This is a genomic window from Deinococcus koreensis (assembly GCF_002901445.1).
Lineage (GTDB): Bacteria > Deinococcota > Deinococci > Deinococcales > Deinococcaceae > Deinococcus > Deinococcus koreensis.
In genome coordinates, this window is the sequence record NZ_PPPD01000001.1 from 1,054,761 (window position 1) to 1,069,986 (window position 15,226).

At 69.3% G+C, this 15,226-nt stretch carries 15 protein-coding genes and 1 riboswitch; of the genes, 11 read left to right on the forward strand and 4 right to left on the reverse strand.

The window, feature by feature from the left end; all coding sequences use genetic code 11:
• Positions 1-57 precede the first annotated feature (57 nt).
• Genes CVO96_RS04995 through CVO96_RS05005 form a run of 3 tightly spaced genes read left to right on the forward strand, consistent with a single transcriptional unit; the run spans position 58 to position 4,381 of the window.
• Positions 58-1,293 (forward strand): erythromycin esterase family protein, encoded by a 1,236-nt coding sequence (locus CVO96_RS04995; protein ID WP_103311017.1) that lies wholly within the window; start codon positions 58-60, stop codon positions 1,291-1,293.
• Positions 1,290-3,533, forward strand: a complete 2,244-nt coding sequence (locus tag CVO96_RS05000) for an ATP-binding cassette domain-containing protein (protein WP_103311019.1) — start codon at positions 1,290-1,292, stop codon at positions 3,531-3,533. The genes CVO96_RS04995 and CVO96_RS05000 overlap by 4 nt, the downstream gene beginning before the upstream one ends.
• Positions 3,530-4,381 carry a phosphotransferase family protein gene (locus CVO96_RS05005; RefSeq protein ID WP_103311021.1) on the forward strand — a complete coding sequence of 284 codons (852 nt, stop codon included), beginning with the start codon at positions 3,530-3,532 and terminating at the stop codon, positions 4,379-4,381. Before CVO96_RS05000 ends, CVO96_RS05005 begins: the two co-directional genes overlap by 4 nt.
• 307 nt (positions 4,382-4,688) lie before the next feature.
• Here the strand turns inward: CVO96_RS05005 and CVO96_RS05010 are convergent, their stop codons facing one another.
• Both CVO96_RS05010 and CVO96_RS05015 read right to left on the reverse strand, forming a co-directional pair.
• Positions 4,689-5,303 (reverse strand): histidine phosphatase family protein, encoded by a 615-nt coding sequence (locus tag CVO96_RS05010; RefSeq protein ID WP_243398168.1) that lies wholly within the window; start codon positions 5,301-5,303, stop codon positions 4,689-4,691.
• On the reverse strand, positions 5,300-5,701 hold the full coding sequence (locus CVO96_RS05015; RefSeq protein WP_103313307.1) for an acyl-CoA thioesterase: 402 nt from the start codon (positions 5,699-5,701) through the stop codon (positions 5,300-5,302). The genes CVO96_RS05010 and CVO96_RS05015 overlap by 4 nt, the downstream gene beginning before the upstream one ends.
• A gap of 246 nt (positions 5,702-5,947) precedes the next feature.
• On the opposite strand from CVO96_RS05015, the gene CVO96_RS05020 reads away from it, so the two are divergent.
• The 5 genes from CVO96_RS05020 (at position 5,948) to CVO96_RS05040 (ending at position 10,577) form a co-directional block, all read left to right on the forward strand.
• Entirely contained in the window at positions 5,948-7,084 is a 1,137-nt protein-coding gene (locus CVO96_RS05020) for an ABC transporter substrate-binding protein (RefSeq protein WP_103311023.1), read from the forward strand.
• 105 nt (positions 7,085-7,189) lie between these two features.
• Entirely contained in the window at positions 7,190-8,050 is an 861-nt protein-coding gene (locus tag CVO96_RS05025) for a branched-chain amino acid ABC transporter permease (protein WP_103311028.1), read from the forward strand.
• On the forward strand, positions 8,047-9,036 hold the full coding sequence (locus tag CVO96_RS05030; protein WP_103311031.1) for a branched-chain amino acid ABC transporter permease: 990 nt from the start codon (positions 8,047-8,049) through the stop codon (positions 9,034-9,036). Before CVO96_RS05025 ends, CVO96_RS05030 begins: the two co-directional genes overlap by 4 nt.
• Positions 9,029-9,877 carry an ABC transporter ATP-binding protein gene (locus tag CVO96_RS05035; protein WP_103311033.1) on the forward strand — a complete coding sequence of 283 codons (849 nt, stop codon included), beginning with the start codon at positions 9,029-9,031 and terminating at the stop codon, positions 9,875-9,877. The genes CVO96_RS05030 and CVO96_RS05035 overlap by 8 nt, the downstream gene beginning before the upstream one ends.
• On the forward strand, positions 9,870-10,577 hold the full coding sequence (locus CVO96_RS05040) for an ABC transporter ATP-binding protein (protein ID WP_103311035.1): 708 nt from the start codon (positions 9,870-9,872) through the stop codon (positions 10,575-10,577). The genes CVO96_RS05035 and CVO96_RS05040 overlap by 8 nt, the downstream gene beginning before the upstream one ends.
• Positions 10,578-10,638: 61 nt before the next feature.
• Here the strand turns inward: CVO96_RS05040 and CVO96_RS05045 are convergent, their stop codons facing one another.
• On the reverse strand, positions 10,639-12,021 hold the full coding sequence (locus CVO96_RS05045; RefSeq protein WP_243398169.1) for an MFS transporter: 1,383 nt from the start codon (positions 12,019-12,021) through the stop codon (positions 10,639-10,641).
• A 193-nt stretch (positions 12,022-12,214) separates the two neighbouring features.
• Between CVO96_RS05045 and CVO96_RS05050 the strand changes: the two genes are divergently transcribed.
• From CVO96_RS05050 to sugE, 3 genes are all read left to right on the forward strand, one after another.
• Positions 12,215-12,715: a hypothetical protein gene (locus tag CVO96_RS05050; RefSeq protein WP_103311040.1), complete on the forward strand. Its 501-nt coding sequence runs from the start codon at positions 12,215-12,217 to the stop codon at positions 12,713-12,715.
• Positions 12,712-13,266 carry a hypothetical protein gene (locus CVO96_RS05055; protein ID WP_103311043.1) on the forward strand — a complete coding sequence of 185 codons (555 nt, stop codon included), beginning with the start codon at positions 12,712-12,714 and terminating at the stop codon, positions 13,264-13,266. The genes CVO96_RS05050 and CVO96_RS05055 overlap by 4 nt, the downstream gene beginning before the upstream one ends.
• Positions 13,267-13,386: 120 nt before the next feature.
• A riboswitch (guanidine-III (ykkC-III) riboswitch) is annotated at positions 13,387-13,455 on the forward strand.
• Between the two features lie 9 nt (positions 13,456-13,464).
• On the forward strand, positions 13,465-13,785 hold the full coding sequence (gene sugE / locus CVO96_RS05060; RefSeq protein WP_103311046.1) for a quaternary ammonium compound efflux SMR transporter SugE: 321 nt from the start codon (positions 13,465-13,467) through the stop codon (positions 13,783-13,785).
• A 109-nt stretch (positions 13,786-13,894) separates the two neighbouring features.
• Here the strand turns inward: sugE and CVO96_RS05065 are convergent, their stop codons facing one another.
• Entirely contained in the window at positions 13,895-15,094 is a 1,200-nt protein-coding gene (locus CVO96_RS05065) for an NAD(P)/FAD-dependent oxidoreductase (RefSeq protein ID WP_103311048.1), read from the reverse strand.
• Between the last annotated feature and the right edge of the window lie 132 nt (positions 15,095-15,226).

Below are 15,226 nucleotides of genomic sequence, written 5' to 3' on the forward strand. Positions count from 1 at the left end.
TGCACAGGGAGCATAGAGGAGCCAGAGCGGGCGCGCCCTGTGGCAAAGGAACACTCCATGCCCAATCCAGACTCGCTTCCACCCGGCTGGGACATGACCGAGCCGGCCGCCGCCCTCGCCGCCTTTCTGGGCACCCTGCCCGCCACCCCGCGACTGCTGGCCCTGGGCGAACCGACCCACGGCATCGAGGCTTTCCCGGCCTGGCGCAACCGCCTCTTCCGCACGCTGGTTCAGGAACACGGCTTCCGCTCTATCGCCCTGGAGAGTGACGTGATCGCGGGCCTGCGGGTGAATGCCCACGTCACGGAGGGCCACGGCACGCTGGATGAAGCGCTGCAGACGGGCTTCAGCCACGGCTTCGGGGCCCTGGAGGCCAACCGCGCCCTCGTCCGGTGGATAAGGGACTTCAACCCGGGCCGCGCGCCTGAGGATCAGCTGCGCTTCTACGGCTTCGACCCGCCCCTGGAGTGGTGGGCCCCCAGCCCCCGCGCCAGCCTGCTCGCCCTGCACGCCTTCCTGAGCGCCCATCTGGGTTCTCTCCCTGTCGACGCCGCCACCCTGGAACGCCTCTGCGGTGAGGAGGCCCGCTGGACGAATCCGGCCGCCGTGATGGACGCGGCGCAGTCCATCGGGGACAGCCGTGAAGCGCGGCAGCTCCGGCGGCTGGCCGACGACCTGGACACGCTCCTGCAGACTGAAACGCCGGCGCTGGCCGCGCAGGAGGGTTTCTGGGAGGCGCAACTGCACGCCCGCACGGCGCCTGGCCTGCTGCGCTACCACGCGCTGCTGGCGAGTCACGTGCCGGGCCGCATGGAACGGGCGGCGGCCCTGCGGGATCTGATGATGGCCGACAACCTGATGGCCATCGCCGGGCGCGAGCAGGAGCGCGGGCCGACGCTCGTGTTCGCCCACAACACCCACCTGCAACGCCACCGCGCCGCCATGAAGCTGGGCGACCTGAACGTGAAGTGGTGGGGGGCCGGAGCGCACGTCAGCCTCCGCCTGGGCCACGGGTACGCCTTCATCGCGAGCCACCTCAGAACTGCGCCGGTCACCGGATTCGACGAGGCCGACCCCGATACGGGGGAGCCCGTTCCGCTGAATGGCTCCGGCCCGGCTGTGCTGTTCATCCCCAGGGCGCAGATTCCTCAGGCCGGCTCCCTCCCCTCCAACGTGGACGACCCGCCCCTCGCCGATGGCGTGCTGGCCGATGGCGTGCTGGCCGTGGAGAACGCTCCAGACTGGACAGACCGAATCCGCCCTGCCGCCCCCCCCGACCAAGGAGCCCCATGACCGACCGCCCCTCCATCGAAGTCCACGGTGCCCGCGAGAACAACCTGAAGAACGTCTCGCTGAAAATTCCCAAACACCAGATCACGGTCTTTACCGGCGTGTCCGGCTCGGGCAAGTCGTCGCTGGTGTTCGACACCATCGCCGCCGAGGCGCAGCGGCAGCTCAACGAGACCTTCACCGCCTTCGTGCAGGGCTTTCTGCCGCACTACGGGCAGCCCGACGTGGATCAGACCCTGCACCTGAACGCGCCCATCATCATCGACCAGAAGCGGGTGGGCGGCGGCTCGCGTTCCACGGTGGGCACGTACACCGACATCTCGGCTGTGCTGCGGGTGCTGTTCTCGCGGGTGGGGCAGCCCGCCGCCGGCCCCGCCTTCCACTTCTCGTTCAACACGCCGCAGGGGATGTGCCCCGAGTGCGAGGGCATCGGCCGAACCACGCAGCTCGACCTCGATAAGTTGCTGGATCGAAGCCAGTCGCTGAACGGCGGCGCGATCCTGCACCCAGAGTTCAAGGTGGGCAAGTGGATGTGGAAGATGTACCCGCTCTCGGGTTTGTTCGACAACGACAAGCCCGTGCGAGACTACTCCGAAGAGGAACTGCACGCCCTGTTGTACGGCGCGGACGTGAAGGTGTCGTTCGGGGAATTCGGCTCGAAGTACGAGGGTCTGGTCGAGCGCTTCACGCGCATGTACCTCAAGAAGGACGCGGCAGCCATGTCCGAGCGCAACCGGGGCGTCTTCGAGCAGTTCACGACCTCGCAGACCTGTCCTGTGTGCCACGGGGGGCGGCTGAACGCGGCGGCGCTGGCCTCCCGCATTGAGGGGCGCAACATCGCGGAACTGTCCGGGCTGGAGGCGACCGAGCTGATTGCCTTCCTGGAGGGCCTGAGCGATCCTACCGCCCGGGCCATCGCCGCCAAATTGACCCAGCGGATGACCCACCTCGCCGAGATCGGGCTGGGCTACCTGAGCCTGGGGCGCGAGACGGCCACGCTGTCGGGCGGCGAGTCGCAGCGCCTGAAGATGATCCGGCATCTGGGCAACAGCCTCACCGACATGCTGTACATCCTCGACGAGCCCTCCGTGGGCCTGCACGCCCGCGACGTGGCCCGCCTGACCGGCCTCCTGAAGGCGCTGCGCGACAAGGGCAACACCGTGCTGGTGGTCGAGCACGACCCGGACGTGATCGCGGTGGCCGACCACATCGTGGACATCGGCCCCGGAGCGGGCACGCACGGCGGCGAGATCGTGTTCGAGGGGGGCTACGCGGCGCTGAAGGAGGCCGACACGCTGACCGGACGGTTCCTGGCCCAGCATCTGCCGCTCAGGACGGCCGTGCGGTCTCCGAAGGGCTGGATGACCGTGCAGAACGCCACCCTGCACAACCTCAAGGACGTGACGGTGGACATCCCCACCGGCGTGCTCACGGTGGTCACGGGCGTGGCCGGGTCGGGCAAGAGCACCCTCATCAATGACGTGTTCGTGGCGCAGCACCCCGGCGCGGTGGTGATCGACCAGTCGCGGGTGGGGGCCAACAGCCGCTCGGCCCCGGCGACCTACACCGGCATCATGGACGGCATCCGGCAGGCCTTCGCCCGGGCCAGCGGAGAGCCCGCCTCGCTGTTCAGCTTCAACTCGGAGGGCAGCTGCCCCAATTGCAATGGCCTGGGTGTGACCTACACTGATCTGGCCTTCATGGAGGGCCTGACCTCGACCTGTGAGGTCTGCGAGGGCCGGCGCTTCAGGCCCGACGTGCTGGAGTACCGCCTTCGCGGACAGAACATCAGCGACGTGCTGGACATGACCGTGGAGGAGGCGCTGGCCTTCTTCACCGAGAAGAAGATCAAAGGAGTGGTGCAGGCCATGCAGGAGGTCGGGCTGGGCTACCTGAAGCTGGGCCAGCCGCTGAGCACGGTCTCCGGCGGCGAGGGCCAGCGCCTGAAGCTGGCGACCGAGCTGCACAAGAAAGGCTCCGTATACGTCATGGACGAGCCCACGACCGGCCTGCATCTGTCGGACATCTCGCTGCTGCTGGGCATCACCTCGCGGCTGGTGGACGCCGGCAACACGGTCATCCTGATCGAGCACCATCTGGACGTGATCCGGCAGGCCGACTGGCTGATCGACCTGGGGCCGGAGGGCGGCCGGGGCGGCGGCGAGGTGCTGTACTCGGGGCCACCCCAGGGCCTGCTGGCCGCACCGCGCAGCGTGACGGCGAAGTTTCTGCTGCCGAGATGAGCGAGTCCATCGCAGCGCTGATCCGGGCGCACCGGCCCGAACTCGTGGGTCTGGACGTCACCCTGCTGGGCGAGGGCACCGACCACCGCGTGTACGAGGTCGGCGGGACGTGGCTGCTGCGCCTTCCCCGGCACCGGGAGGCGGGCGCGGCGCTGGAGGTCGAGGCCGCCGTGCTGCGCTGGCTGGCGCCGCAGCTGCCCCTGCCCATTCCAGCCTACGAGATCGCCGGGCCGGGCCTCGGCATCTACCGCAAGCTGCCCGGCAGGCCCGCCATCGGCCCTTCGGAACACGCTCCCACCCTCGGCCCCCGCCTGGGCACCTTCCTGCGGGCCCTACATGACACGGATGCGGGCACGGCCGCCGCGCTGGGCGTGCCCCCGGACGACGATCCGGGCCTGGGAGAATGGACGCAGGCGGCCAAGGAGGATCTGGATTTCGCCGCCCTGCACGGTATGCTCCGTCCTGACCTCCGGGAGTTCATCCGACACCGGCTAGACGCCGTGCCCCCGCCCTCTCCCCTGGCGCCCCGCCTGATCCACGGCGATTTCGCCGCCGAACACGTGCTGCTGGACGCGGACGCAGAGCCCTGCGGCGTCATCGACTGGAGCGACATGACCATAGGCGACGTGGCGCAGGATCTGGGCGGGCTGCTGCACTGGGGCGGGCCGGAGCTGCTGAGGTCGGCGCTGCGGACCTATGGCCCCATCACCGGCGCCACCCTGGAACGCGCCCGCTTCTCCGCGACCTGCCGCGCGCTGGCCGATCTGGTGTTCGGGCACACCCAGGAACGGCCCGAATACGTTCAGGCCGGGCTCAGGGCACTGGGGTGGCTGGTTCTGGAGACCTGATACGCGTTGCGCTTATTTCCGAAACATCCGGGAGAGCGCCGGATGTTCCTCCGCATCGCACAACGCGTCCTTTTCGCTTCTCCCTTCGGTCGGGTTGAATCTGAGCGACTGGGCCGCATTCCGTATGACCTCAATGGTTCGGACACTTTCCAAATCGGGGTGCTCCTCTGGCGATGAACACGCCGTTTTTGCCCCTCCCCCTTGATGGGGGAGGTTGGGAGGGGGTGAACAGGCAGAGCGTCCCAGACGGCGAAACTCTACTTCCCAAATCATCGTGTTATGAAACTGTCCGCAGCATTGATGACCTCTACTCCTCCAGATGCGCGTGGTCGTTGTAGGTCACGAGCGTCCAGCGGCCCCCCTGCCGGGTCAGCACGGTCAGGCTGGTGTGCGCCAGCACGTAAGGAAAGGGCAGCACGTAGCCCGGCACCGGCACCACCGGCCAGTCGAACAGGCGGCACAGCAGCGCCCGGATGGCGGCGCCGTGCGAGACCGCCAGCACCCGGCCGTCCGGGAGTGCCTGTGCCCAGGCGTGCAGGCGCTCCCCGACCTCCGACAGGCTCTCGCCGCCGCCGGGAGCGGGCCGGCGCCAGGGATCGAGCTGCCACTCGTGATACTCGGGATCGTGCAGCACGTCGCCTGTGCTGGCGCCCTCGTACTTGCCGAAATTCAGCTCGCGCAGGCGGGCGTCCAGGGTCAGGGCCTCGCCCGGCCGCACCAGACGGGCCGTCTCGGCGGCGCGGAACAGGTCGCTGGAGTACACGTGCTCGAAGCTCCGCGCGTGCAGGCGCCGGGCCAGCCGCGCGGCCTGGGTCTCGCCCAGGGCCCCCAGCGGCGTGTCCGTCCAGCCCTGCCAGCGGCCGGCTCCGTTCCAGTCGGTGGCTCCGTGGCGCACCAGCGTCAGGTCGAGGCGCTCACTCAAGGCCGCGCCTCGGGGTCGGGGTCGGCGGCGCGGCTGTCGTGCCCTTCGGCCAGCGGGGGCACCGGGCGGGGCCGGCCCTGCTCATCGAGCGCCACGAAGACGAAGGTGCCGGTGGTCGCCAGCTCCTGCTCACCGGTCGGCATGTGCTCGCGGTACACGTCCACCCGGATGGTCATGGACGAGCGGCCCACCTTCACGACCTGGGCATCGAGCGCCACGGCGTCCCCCACCCGGATCGGCACGTGGAAGTCCACGCCGTCCATGCGCGCGGTCACCACGTTGCCGCCGCCGTGGCGCACCGCCGCCACGCTGGCCGCCTTGTCCATCAGCGACAGCACCCAGCCGCCGAAGGCCGTGCCGTGGTAGTTGGTGTCCTTGGGAAACACCAGTTCCAGCATCCGGGCGCGGCTGCGGGGGGCGGCGGTCACCGTGCTGGACTTCTGCGTGGAGACGGGGGGTTGCGGGTCATTCACAACTGCCCATCCTAACGCCGCCGACCCACCTGACGGACACCCCGGCGGATGAAAGATCTGCGATTGACACCCCCGCACACCCATGACACCATGCGAGGCACCCACAACTTGTACTTCGTCCAAGGGTTCCCAAGGCTCCGTGAGCCGGCCCATGGACGCGGAGGTTCCCCTATGAAACGACTCACCCTGATCTCCGCCCTTGTCGCCCTGGCCGCCGGTTCCGCTCTGGCCGACAAGGTGGTCAACATCGGCTACAGCGGCCCCCTCTCGGGCGGCGCGGCCTTCTACGGCAAGGACGTGCAGTCCGGCCTGGACATGGCGATCGCCGAGCTGAACAAGACCGGCATCCAGGTGAAGGGCGAGAAGGTGACCTTCAAGCTCGTCGCGCTGGACGACCGCTACCTGCCCAACGAGACGGCCACCAACGTGCGCCGCCTGACCTCCCAGGGCATCGACATCGTGTTCGTGCCCCACTCGGGCGGCATCCTGACCGTGCAGCCGCTGACCGGCCGCGACCCCGAGTTCCTGCTGGTGGCGTACTCCTCCGAGCCCAAGATCCTGGAGGCCAAGAACCCGCTGACCTTCATGCTGCCGCCGCGCTTCGACAACTACTTCCAGCCCTTCGTGGCCACCCAGATGAAGGCCTTCGGCAAGAAGCTGGGCATGATCGGCACGACCTCCGCCTACGGCAAGCAGTGGGCCGAGGGCATCATGGCCGAGTGGCAGAAACAGGGCGGCACGCTGGGCACGAACAACGGCGTGGACTACAACACCACCGTGGACTACTCCAGCGCCGTGACCAAGGCCCTGGCCGAGAAACCCGACGTGCTGTTCATCGGCGGCCCCAGCCAGCCCACCGCGCTGGTCGTGAAGGCGGCGCGCGAGCAGGGCTTCAAGGGCGGCTTCATCGTGATGGATCAGGCGAAGTTCGAGCAGATGGACACCATCGTGCCCAAGTCGTACCTGGACGGCTCGGTGGGCGTGTACCCCACCATCCTGTTCCCCGGCGTGCAGGTCTTCGTGGCGCAGTACCAGCGCCAGTACAAGAAGATTCCCACCAGCGAGGCCGGGCTGAACTACATGGGCATGAACGTCATCGCCAAGGCCATGGAACTGGCCGGCACCACCGACGATCCCAAGGCCATCCGCGCGCAGCTGAACGCCGCCGCCAAGGCCCTGCCGCTGGGCAAGACCGTGTACAAGATGCTGGGCGTGACCGCCGACGGCCACGCCGACGCCGAGTTCGTGATCGCCTCTGTGAAGGGCGGCGCCTACACCAAGCTGCGCCTGAACAAAGTCGTCAAGTAAACCCCGCCTGGGCGCGCCCCGTACTCGCTGCGGGGCGCGTTCGTCCTATCGCCCCGGTTCTATCGCTGCCATCCAGCTGACGCGAACGACTTCAGGAGTCCCACCTTGACCACCTTCTTGCAACAACTCTTCAACGCGCTGGCCCTGGGCGGCGTGTACGCCCTGGTCGCGCTGGGCCTGACGCTGGTCTACGGCGTGATGCGCGTGCCCAACTTCGCACACGGCGGCCTGTACATGCTCGGCGCGTACTTCACCTACGCCGCCCTGACCGGCCTGGGCCTGGGCTACGTGCCCGCGCTGCTGCTCTCGGCGCTGGGGGTGGCGATCCTGGCGGCGGGCCTGGAGCGCCTGATCTTCTACCCGCTGCGCAACGCCCCGCACGTGCATCCCATGATCGCCGCGATCGGCGTGCTGTTCTTCCTGGAGGCAGCGGTGCAGCTGGTCTGGGGGCCGGATTTCAAGCAGATTCCCGAGCCGGTGCCCGGCATCCTGAACCTGGGCGGCGTGATCGTGACCTGGCAGAGATTGATCGTGATCGCGGCGAGCGTGGTCGCCATGCTGGGCCTGAACTACTTTTTAAAGCGCACGCTGACCGGCACCACCATCGAGGCCATGAGCCAGAACCGCGAGGGCGCGCGGCTGGTCGGCATCGACACCAACCGGGTCGGAATGCTCACCTTCGCCATCTCCGGGGCGCTGGCGGCCATCGGGGCGTCGCTGATCGCGCCCATCAACGCGGTGGCGCCCTCCATGGGCGAGGTGATGAACCTCAAGGTCTTCGCCATCATCATCCTGGGGGGCATGGGCTCGGTGCCGGGCGCCATCGTGGGCGGCTTCCTGCTGGCCCTGACCGAGGTCTTCGGGGGCTTCTACATCTCGCTGGATTTCGCTGATGTGATCGGCTTCGCCATGCTGGTGCTGGTGCTGGCCCTGAAACCGGCCGGGCTCTTCAGGAAGGGCGCATGAAGTTGGGGCGCATGAAACCGGGCAACTGGGGCTGGGCCGCGCTGTTTCTCGTGGCCGCGCTCTTTCCGCTGCTGCGGCCCTCGGGCTATCTGCTCGACATCGGCATCAACATCATGATCTGGGCGATGGTCGCCTACGGCCTGAACGTGATCCTGGGGTACACCGGGCAGCTTTCGCTGGCGCACGCGGGCTTCTTCGGCATCGGGGCGTACACGGTGGGCATCCTGACCCTGAAAGCCGGCTGGAGCTTCTGGCTGGCCTGGCCGGTGGGGGTGGCGCTGTGCGCGGGGCTGGGGCTGCTGCTGGGGCTGGTGGCCTTCCGCACCAAGGGGGACGCCTTCGCCATCTTCACGCTGGGGGTCGGCGTGATCATCATGCTGGTCATCAACAAGTGGGACGACCTGACCGGCGGCAACGAGGGCCTCAACGGCGTGGCGCCGCCCGCGGGCCTGGAGGCGCTCTCCGCGGGGCTGGGGCTCAAGCTGTCCGGGGGCTTCTACTACCTGGCGCTGATCTCGCTGGCGCTGACCGTGCTGGTGGCCGCCCGCGCCCGCCTGAGCGTGTTCGGGCGCTCCCTGATCGCCGTGCGCGGCAGCGAGGATCTGGCGCGCAGCGCGGGCATCGACGTCTACACCCACAAGCTGCGGGCCATGATGCTCTCGACCGCCATCGCGGGCTTCGCGGGGGGGCTCTACGCCGTGTACGTGGGCTTCCTGGGTTCGGCGGTGACCGGGCCGGTGACCACCTTCACGGTGCTGCTGTACCTGTTGGTGGGCGGCCTGGGCACGCTGGCCGGCCCGCTGGTCGGCACCGCGCTCATGTATGTCCTCACGCAGCTCCTGCAGGGTCTGGCCGATTACCGCTACATCGTGTTCGGGCCCCTGCTGGTGCTGCTGGTGATGTTCGCGCCGCACGGGCTCTCGGGCCTGTGGGATCGCCTGCGCGCCCGCCGCGCCGTGAACGCCAAGGCGGCCGCCCATGACTGAAGCGACCCCACTGCTGGACGTGCAGGGGCTGGGCATCCGTTTCGGCGGCCTGGACGCGGTGAAGGACGTGACCGCCGTCATCCCGGCGGGCCAGATCACCGCGATCATCGGGCCGAACGGGGCGGGCAAGAGCACCTTCTTCAACCTGATCAGCGGCTTCTACCAGCCCACGGCGGGCACCATCCGTTTCCAGGGCGAGGACATCACCCGCCTCAGGACGCACGAGGTCGTGGCGCGCGGCATCGCCCGCACCTTCCAGACCACCACGATCTACAGGGAACTGAGCGTACTCGACAACGCCATGATCGGCCACCGCGTCCGCACGCGCGCCGGCCTGTGGGACGCCCTGCTGCGGACGGGGCGTGAACGGAAAGATGAGGCGGAGAGCCGCGCCGGAGCCATGCAGGCGCTGGAGCGGGTGGGACTCGCGGGCCGGGCGCATCTGCCTGCCGGCGCCCTGACGCAGGAAGGCCAGAAGCGCGTGGGAATCGCCATGGCGCTGTCCAGCGACCCCAAACTGCTGCTGCTGGACGAACCCGCCGCCGGCATGAACCCCGAGGAGACCGTGAACCTGATGGCCCTGATCCGCGAACTCGTCACGGGCGGCCTGAGCGTCGCGCTGGTCGAGCACAAGATGAGCCTGGTGATGGGGCTGGCCGACCAGATCCTGGTGCTGCACCACGGCCAGAAGATCGCGCAGGGCACGCCCGCGCAGGTCAGCCGCGACCCGGCGGTGGTCTCGGCCTATCTGGGCAGCCACGCGCACGGCGGGCAGATGGGCCACGGCGCCGCAGCGGGTGCGGACGCACAGGGCACAGGCGGGGAGGCCGGCCATGCTTGACGTCCGCGACCTGAGCGTGAAATACGGGGCGTTCACCGCCCTGCACGGCCTGAGTCTGAACGTGAACCCCGGCGAGATCGTGGTGCTGCTGGGCGCCAACGGATCGGGCAAGAGCACGCTGTTCCGCACGCTGAGCGGCCTGCAGCGCCCCTCGGGCGGCAGCGCCGCGTGGCAGGGCCAGCCGCTGACCAGTGGCAAGCCCGAGTTCAACGTCTCACACGGGGTCTCCCAGTGCCCCGAGGGCCGCCTGCTGTTTCCGGAACTGAGCGTGCAGAAGAACCTGCGCCTGGGCGCCTACGTGCACCGCAAAGACCCCGCCGGCACCGAGCGGGAACTCCAGCGCGTGTACGAGCTGTTTCCCATCCTGGTCGAGAAGAAGCACGATCCGGCGGGCAGCCTGTCGGGCGGGCAGCAGCAGATGGTCGCCATCGCCCGCGCACTGATGGCCCGGCCCTCCCTGCTGCTGCTCGACGAGCCCTCGCTGGGGCTGGCGCCACTGGTGGTCGAGCAGGTCTTCGAGACCGTGCAGCGCGTCAACCAGGCGGGCGTGAGCGTGCTGCTGGCCGAGCAAAATGCGTTTGCCGCGCTGGGCATCGCGCACCGGGGCTACGTGCTGGAGAGCGGGAAGATCACGCTGCAGGGCACCTCGGGCGAGCTGATGAACGACGACCGCGTGCGGAGCGCCTACCTGGGGGTGTAGGGCCGCTGCACACGGAAACGCGCCGGACGAACACTGTCCGGCGCGTCTTTCCTGTGTTCGATTAATCAGGGGTTGACAGCCGCAGTCGGAAGCCCGCCAGTGCGGCTGTCAGCGCGGCCAGCACGGTCAGCGCGAAGGCGAGCGTGAAGGCCCCCTGCAAGGGCGCCACACGGGCGATCAGCGCGCCGCCGAACCCAGCGGACAGGGCGACCATCAGCGTCTCGATGTTCGCCAGTTGCCCGGACAGGCGGCCGGCCCCAGCGGCGGGGACGCTGTCCAGGGCGTTCAGGCTGATGCCGTTGTAGCCGACGCCCATGCCCAGGCATCCCGCGATCTGTCCCAGATACACGCACCACAGGGGCACGGCGCCCAGGGTGCTCAGGGCCGTGAGGCCCAGGCCCAGCACGACACAGGCCAGGGCCGCACGGATCGTCAGCGTGCGGTGCGCGCCCTTCCAGCGCCGTTCGATCTGCGCCTGAATCCACGACCCGGCCGTCCAGGTGGCCCCGCCCACGCTGAGCACCAGCCCCGCGCCGCTCAGGCTCAGGCCGCGCAGGTCGTGCAGGGCCAGCGGCAGGAAGGTGGAGGTGCCCAGGAACGCGAAGGCCAGCAGCCCGCGCAGCGCCAGCAGACGCGGCAGACCCGGCGCGAACCTGGCCATGCCTGGCGGAAACAGCGGCCCCATGGTCAGCACCAGCCCCACCAGACCCGCCGCCGCCACAGCCAGCGACACGGTGTCCGCGCGGCGCAGGCCCTCGATCAGTGCGCCCGCACCCACCAGCAGGCCCAACGCCGGCCACAGCTGCCCGCGTGCCCCAGCAGGGGCGCTGGGCGCGGCCCCACCCCCTCCCCCGCGGCGGGCCAGCAGCGGGAGCACACACAGCGGCGCGGCCAGCCCCAGCACCGGCACCAGCCCCCAGAACACCGGACGCCACGAGAAGTGATCCGCGATCACGCTGGCGAGCAGCGGGCCCACCAGCACCGGCAGCAGCCATGCGCTGGACAGGGCCGCCAGCATGCGGGGCCGGGCCGCCTCCGGATAGCGCGTCGTGATGACGGCCCACGGCAGCGCCGCCAGCCCACCCGCGCCCAGCCCCTGAACCACCCGGGCCAGCACGAACCCCGGCATGGAGTCCGCCACGCCGCCCATCAACAAACCCGCCGCGAACAGGGTCAGCGACACCACCGTGCCCGGGGCCAGCCCGCGCCGGTCGGCCAGGATGCCACTCGCCACCGCGCCCAGCAGGCTGGCGAGCAGAAAGGCGCTGGAGGCCCACCCGAACAGAGACAGACCGTTCAGATCGGAGGCCACGCGCGGCATGACCGTGCCGACCGCCATGGACTCGAAGGCGACGATCATGGTGACCAGGATCAGGCCCATGCCCAGCATGCGGGGCGGGTCACTGCGCTGCGCCGCATGGGATGGACTCAGGGTGCGGGTCATGAGCGGCATGCTGGCACAGGCAGCCGGGCAGACCATATGCGGCCGACCTTAAGACGGGGTGGGCAGCGGGTTGCCGCCGGTCTCCTGTCCGTCCGGGCCGGACGGTTCCCCGGGCGGGGCGTTTCCGCCGGCGTTCGGCCCCTCCCCCTTTCGACGGACGCCGCCACCTCTTGAGCTTCGTACTCTCCTGAGTATGCTCAGCCAAGACGAACGCCGCCGCATCGAGGCGGAGGAGCTGGCGGCGGTGCAGGCCCGGCAGGCGGAGGAGCAGCTGGCCCAGCAGCGCCTCGCGGCCCACGCGTACCGCCAGGAGGTGCGCGCAGCGCTGCGCCCCCGCCCGTTCTGGTGGCCGGTGCGCTGGGCGCTGCCCTTCGTGCCGGTGGCAGCGCTGGCCGTCGTGCTGGCGGGGCGGGCGGCGCCTCCCCCGGCCGCGCTGGACGACGCCACGGGCGGCATCACCAGCGCGGAACTGGTCTCCCGCTGCCGCGAGGCGGTCTCGGCGGCGCTGCCCTGGCCCGAGGCCGATCTGAGCTTCCCCACGCTGCGGGAGGCCGCCGGGGGCATCAGCGCCAACGCCGACGGCAAGCGCTGGGATGCCCAGGTCGGCCGCCCGGACGGCACGCAGACCGACTTCACCTGCACCTTCACCGCCGCTGATGGAAGCGCCCACGTGGACATCCTGGAGGCCCCATGAACCGATTCGCGCTGCTGGCCCTGCTGACCCTCTCGCCCTCCTTCGCCCAGCCCCCGGCTCCCGCCCCGGCCGCCGCTCCGGCCACCGTCACCGTGCCCCGCGAGAAGATCAGGCTGAGCTGCGCCGACACCTACTTCAAGTCCACGCGCGAGAACTTCCTGCTGGTGGACGAGGTCTATCCCCGCTGCACGCTGACCATGCCGCTGGCCCTGAAACAGCGCTGGCCGGGGGCCACCACCTTTTTCCTGATTCCGCGCGTGTCGGCCAGCCTGTACGCCAAAGACGGCAAGGGCAAGGGCCGCTGGCTGCCGCTCTCGCCGCTGGTGAACCTGGGGAGTGATCCCCTGCACCGGGCCATGCCCTCACGCGGCTACGAGGCGGTGGAACTGAGCGGCGCCCTAGGCCGGCTCAGCGAAGTGGCCGGCGACCTGACCGCCGACACGGTCAGCGCGGGCGGCAAGCTGACCGTCTGTGCCTCGCCCGTGCAGCGTGGCGAGGCCGCCTGCACGACCTTCGACATCACCGCGCGTTACAGGGTCTACCTGCGCTGAGCACGGTCGAGATGAGCACGGCTGGGTCGAGCACCCTCAGGAAGAACACGGCGAGCGGAGTGTAAGGGCGCTTTGACACGGTGCTTACCTTCAGCCGACACTCTGGCCCTACACTGATTCCCGTTGCCCCACAGGGGCTTAACCCGGACGAGAGCACCGCCGTACCCGGTCATGACAAGACGGCGCAGGAGGTCTCTTATGGCATGGATACTGCTCGTCGTCGCGGGTCTGCTGGAAGTCGGCTGGGCCATCGGTCTGAAGTACACGCAGGGGTTCACGCGCCCGGTGCCCACGGCTCTGACCCTGCTGAGCATGGTCGGCAGCATGGGGCTGCTGGGTCTGGCCGTCAAAACCCTGCCCATCGGCACAGCTTACGGCGTGTGGGTAGGCATCGGCGCGGTGGGCGCGGCCATCCTGGGCATCGTGCTCTTTAACGAACCCGCCACCGCCGCCCGCCTCGGCTTCATGGCCCTGATGGTCGTGGCGATCATCGGCCTGAAGGTGACCAGCGGACACTAGGCCACCTGCGAAGGGCGCGCAGGTGGGGTCGAACCGTCGGACAGTGCAGAACCTGCCCTGCCTGGCGCTCTTGCCCGTTAGATCGTTCGACCTTTAGACGGTTAGACCCTTACCGATTCAGGCTGAAAATCTCCATATCCGCGTCAGGCTGCCCCTGCACATACGCCGTGAGCATCCTGGCCGCCTGGGCCGAGTAGGTGATGCCGTTGCCGCCGTATCCGAGCGCGAACAGCAGCTTCGAGCCCTTCACCTTCGGGCCGATGTACGCCAGCCCGTCCTTCGTCTCCCCGAAAGTGCCGGCCCAGGCGAAGGCGACTTCCAGTTTCAGGTGGGGCACCAGACTCTCCAGCTTCCTCTCCAGGCGCCGCTGCTTGGCCGCCAGCGACTTCTCGCGTTTCAGGGGGCTGTTGAAATCGTCGTCCTCGCCGCCGATGACCACGCGGCCGTCCTGGGTGGTGCGGGCGTACAGGTAGGGGCGGGCGGTTTCCCAGATCAGGCAGGCTTCCGGCCAGGGCTCCGTATTCAGCGGCTCGGTCGCCAGGGCGTAGGAGTTCTTGAGCTGCGCCAGGCGCTTACCCAGGAACGTTTCGGCCTCGTAGCCGGTCGCCACGATCACGTATTTCGCGCTGACTTTCGCCCTGCGGTCGGTGTGGGCGGTAAAACCGGCGCGGCCCTCGTCCAGCCGGGTGACCTGGGTACGGTCGTAGATGCGGGCGCCGCGTTCCTGGGCCCGCCAGAGCAGGTGCTGGGCCAGGCGGTATGGATCGACCTCCGCGCCGTCCGGGCTGAACAGGGCGTTCGGGGCGGAGATGCCGAAGCGCTCCTTCAGGACTCGGGCTTCGAGGAGTTCGACCCTCAGGCCCGCCGCCTCACGCGCCGCGCATTCCCGGATCAGCATCCGGGCGTCCTTCTTCGTGCTGGCGTAGTACAGGCTGCCGTTGGCCTTGTATCCGCAGTCGTCGGGCAGACCTTTCGTCAGCTCCCCGATCAGGTCGATGGAGTCGCGGCAGAGCCTGTAGGCGCGCTCGGCGTCCCGCTGGCCGATCATGGGAATCAGGTCGGTCAGGTTGGTGTCGATCTCGTACTGCAGCAGGGCGGTGCTGGCGCTGGTGCTGCCGTACACGGCGTCGCGCCGGTCGATGACCACGGTGTCCAGCCCCGCCGCGCTGAGCGAATCGGCCAGCAGCGCCCCCGTGATGCCGGCGCCGATCACCAGCACGTCGGCCTGCTCGGGCTTCTCCAGCGGCGGATAGGTGTGCATGAGGCCACTTTGCAGGGGCCAGAAGGCCCGCCCGGTACGCAGATCCATAGGGCGAATCTAGCGGCGCCGGGGCCGGGCCGCTGGGCGAGTCGCTACAGGTCGGGGCGCCGACCTCGGCGGAGGCGTCGGGATCGCTGAGTGACGGTGCCCCGGCACCAAAAAACCTCTGAACAGGGTCAG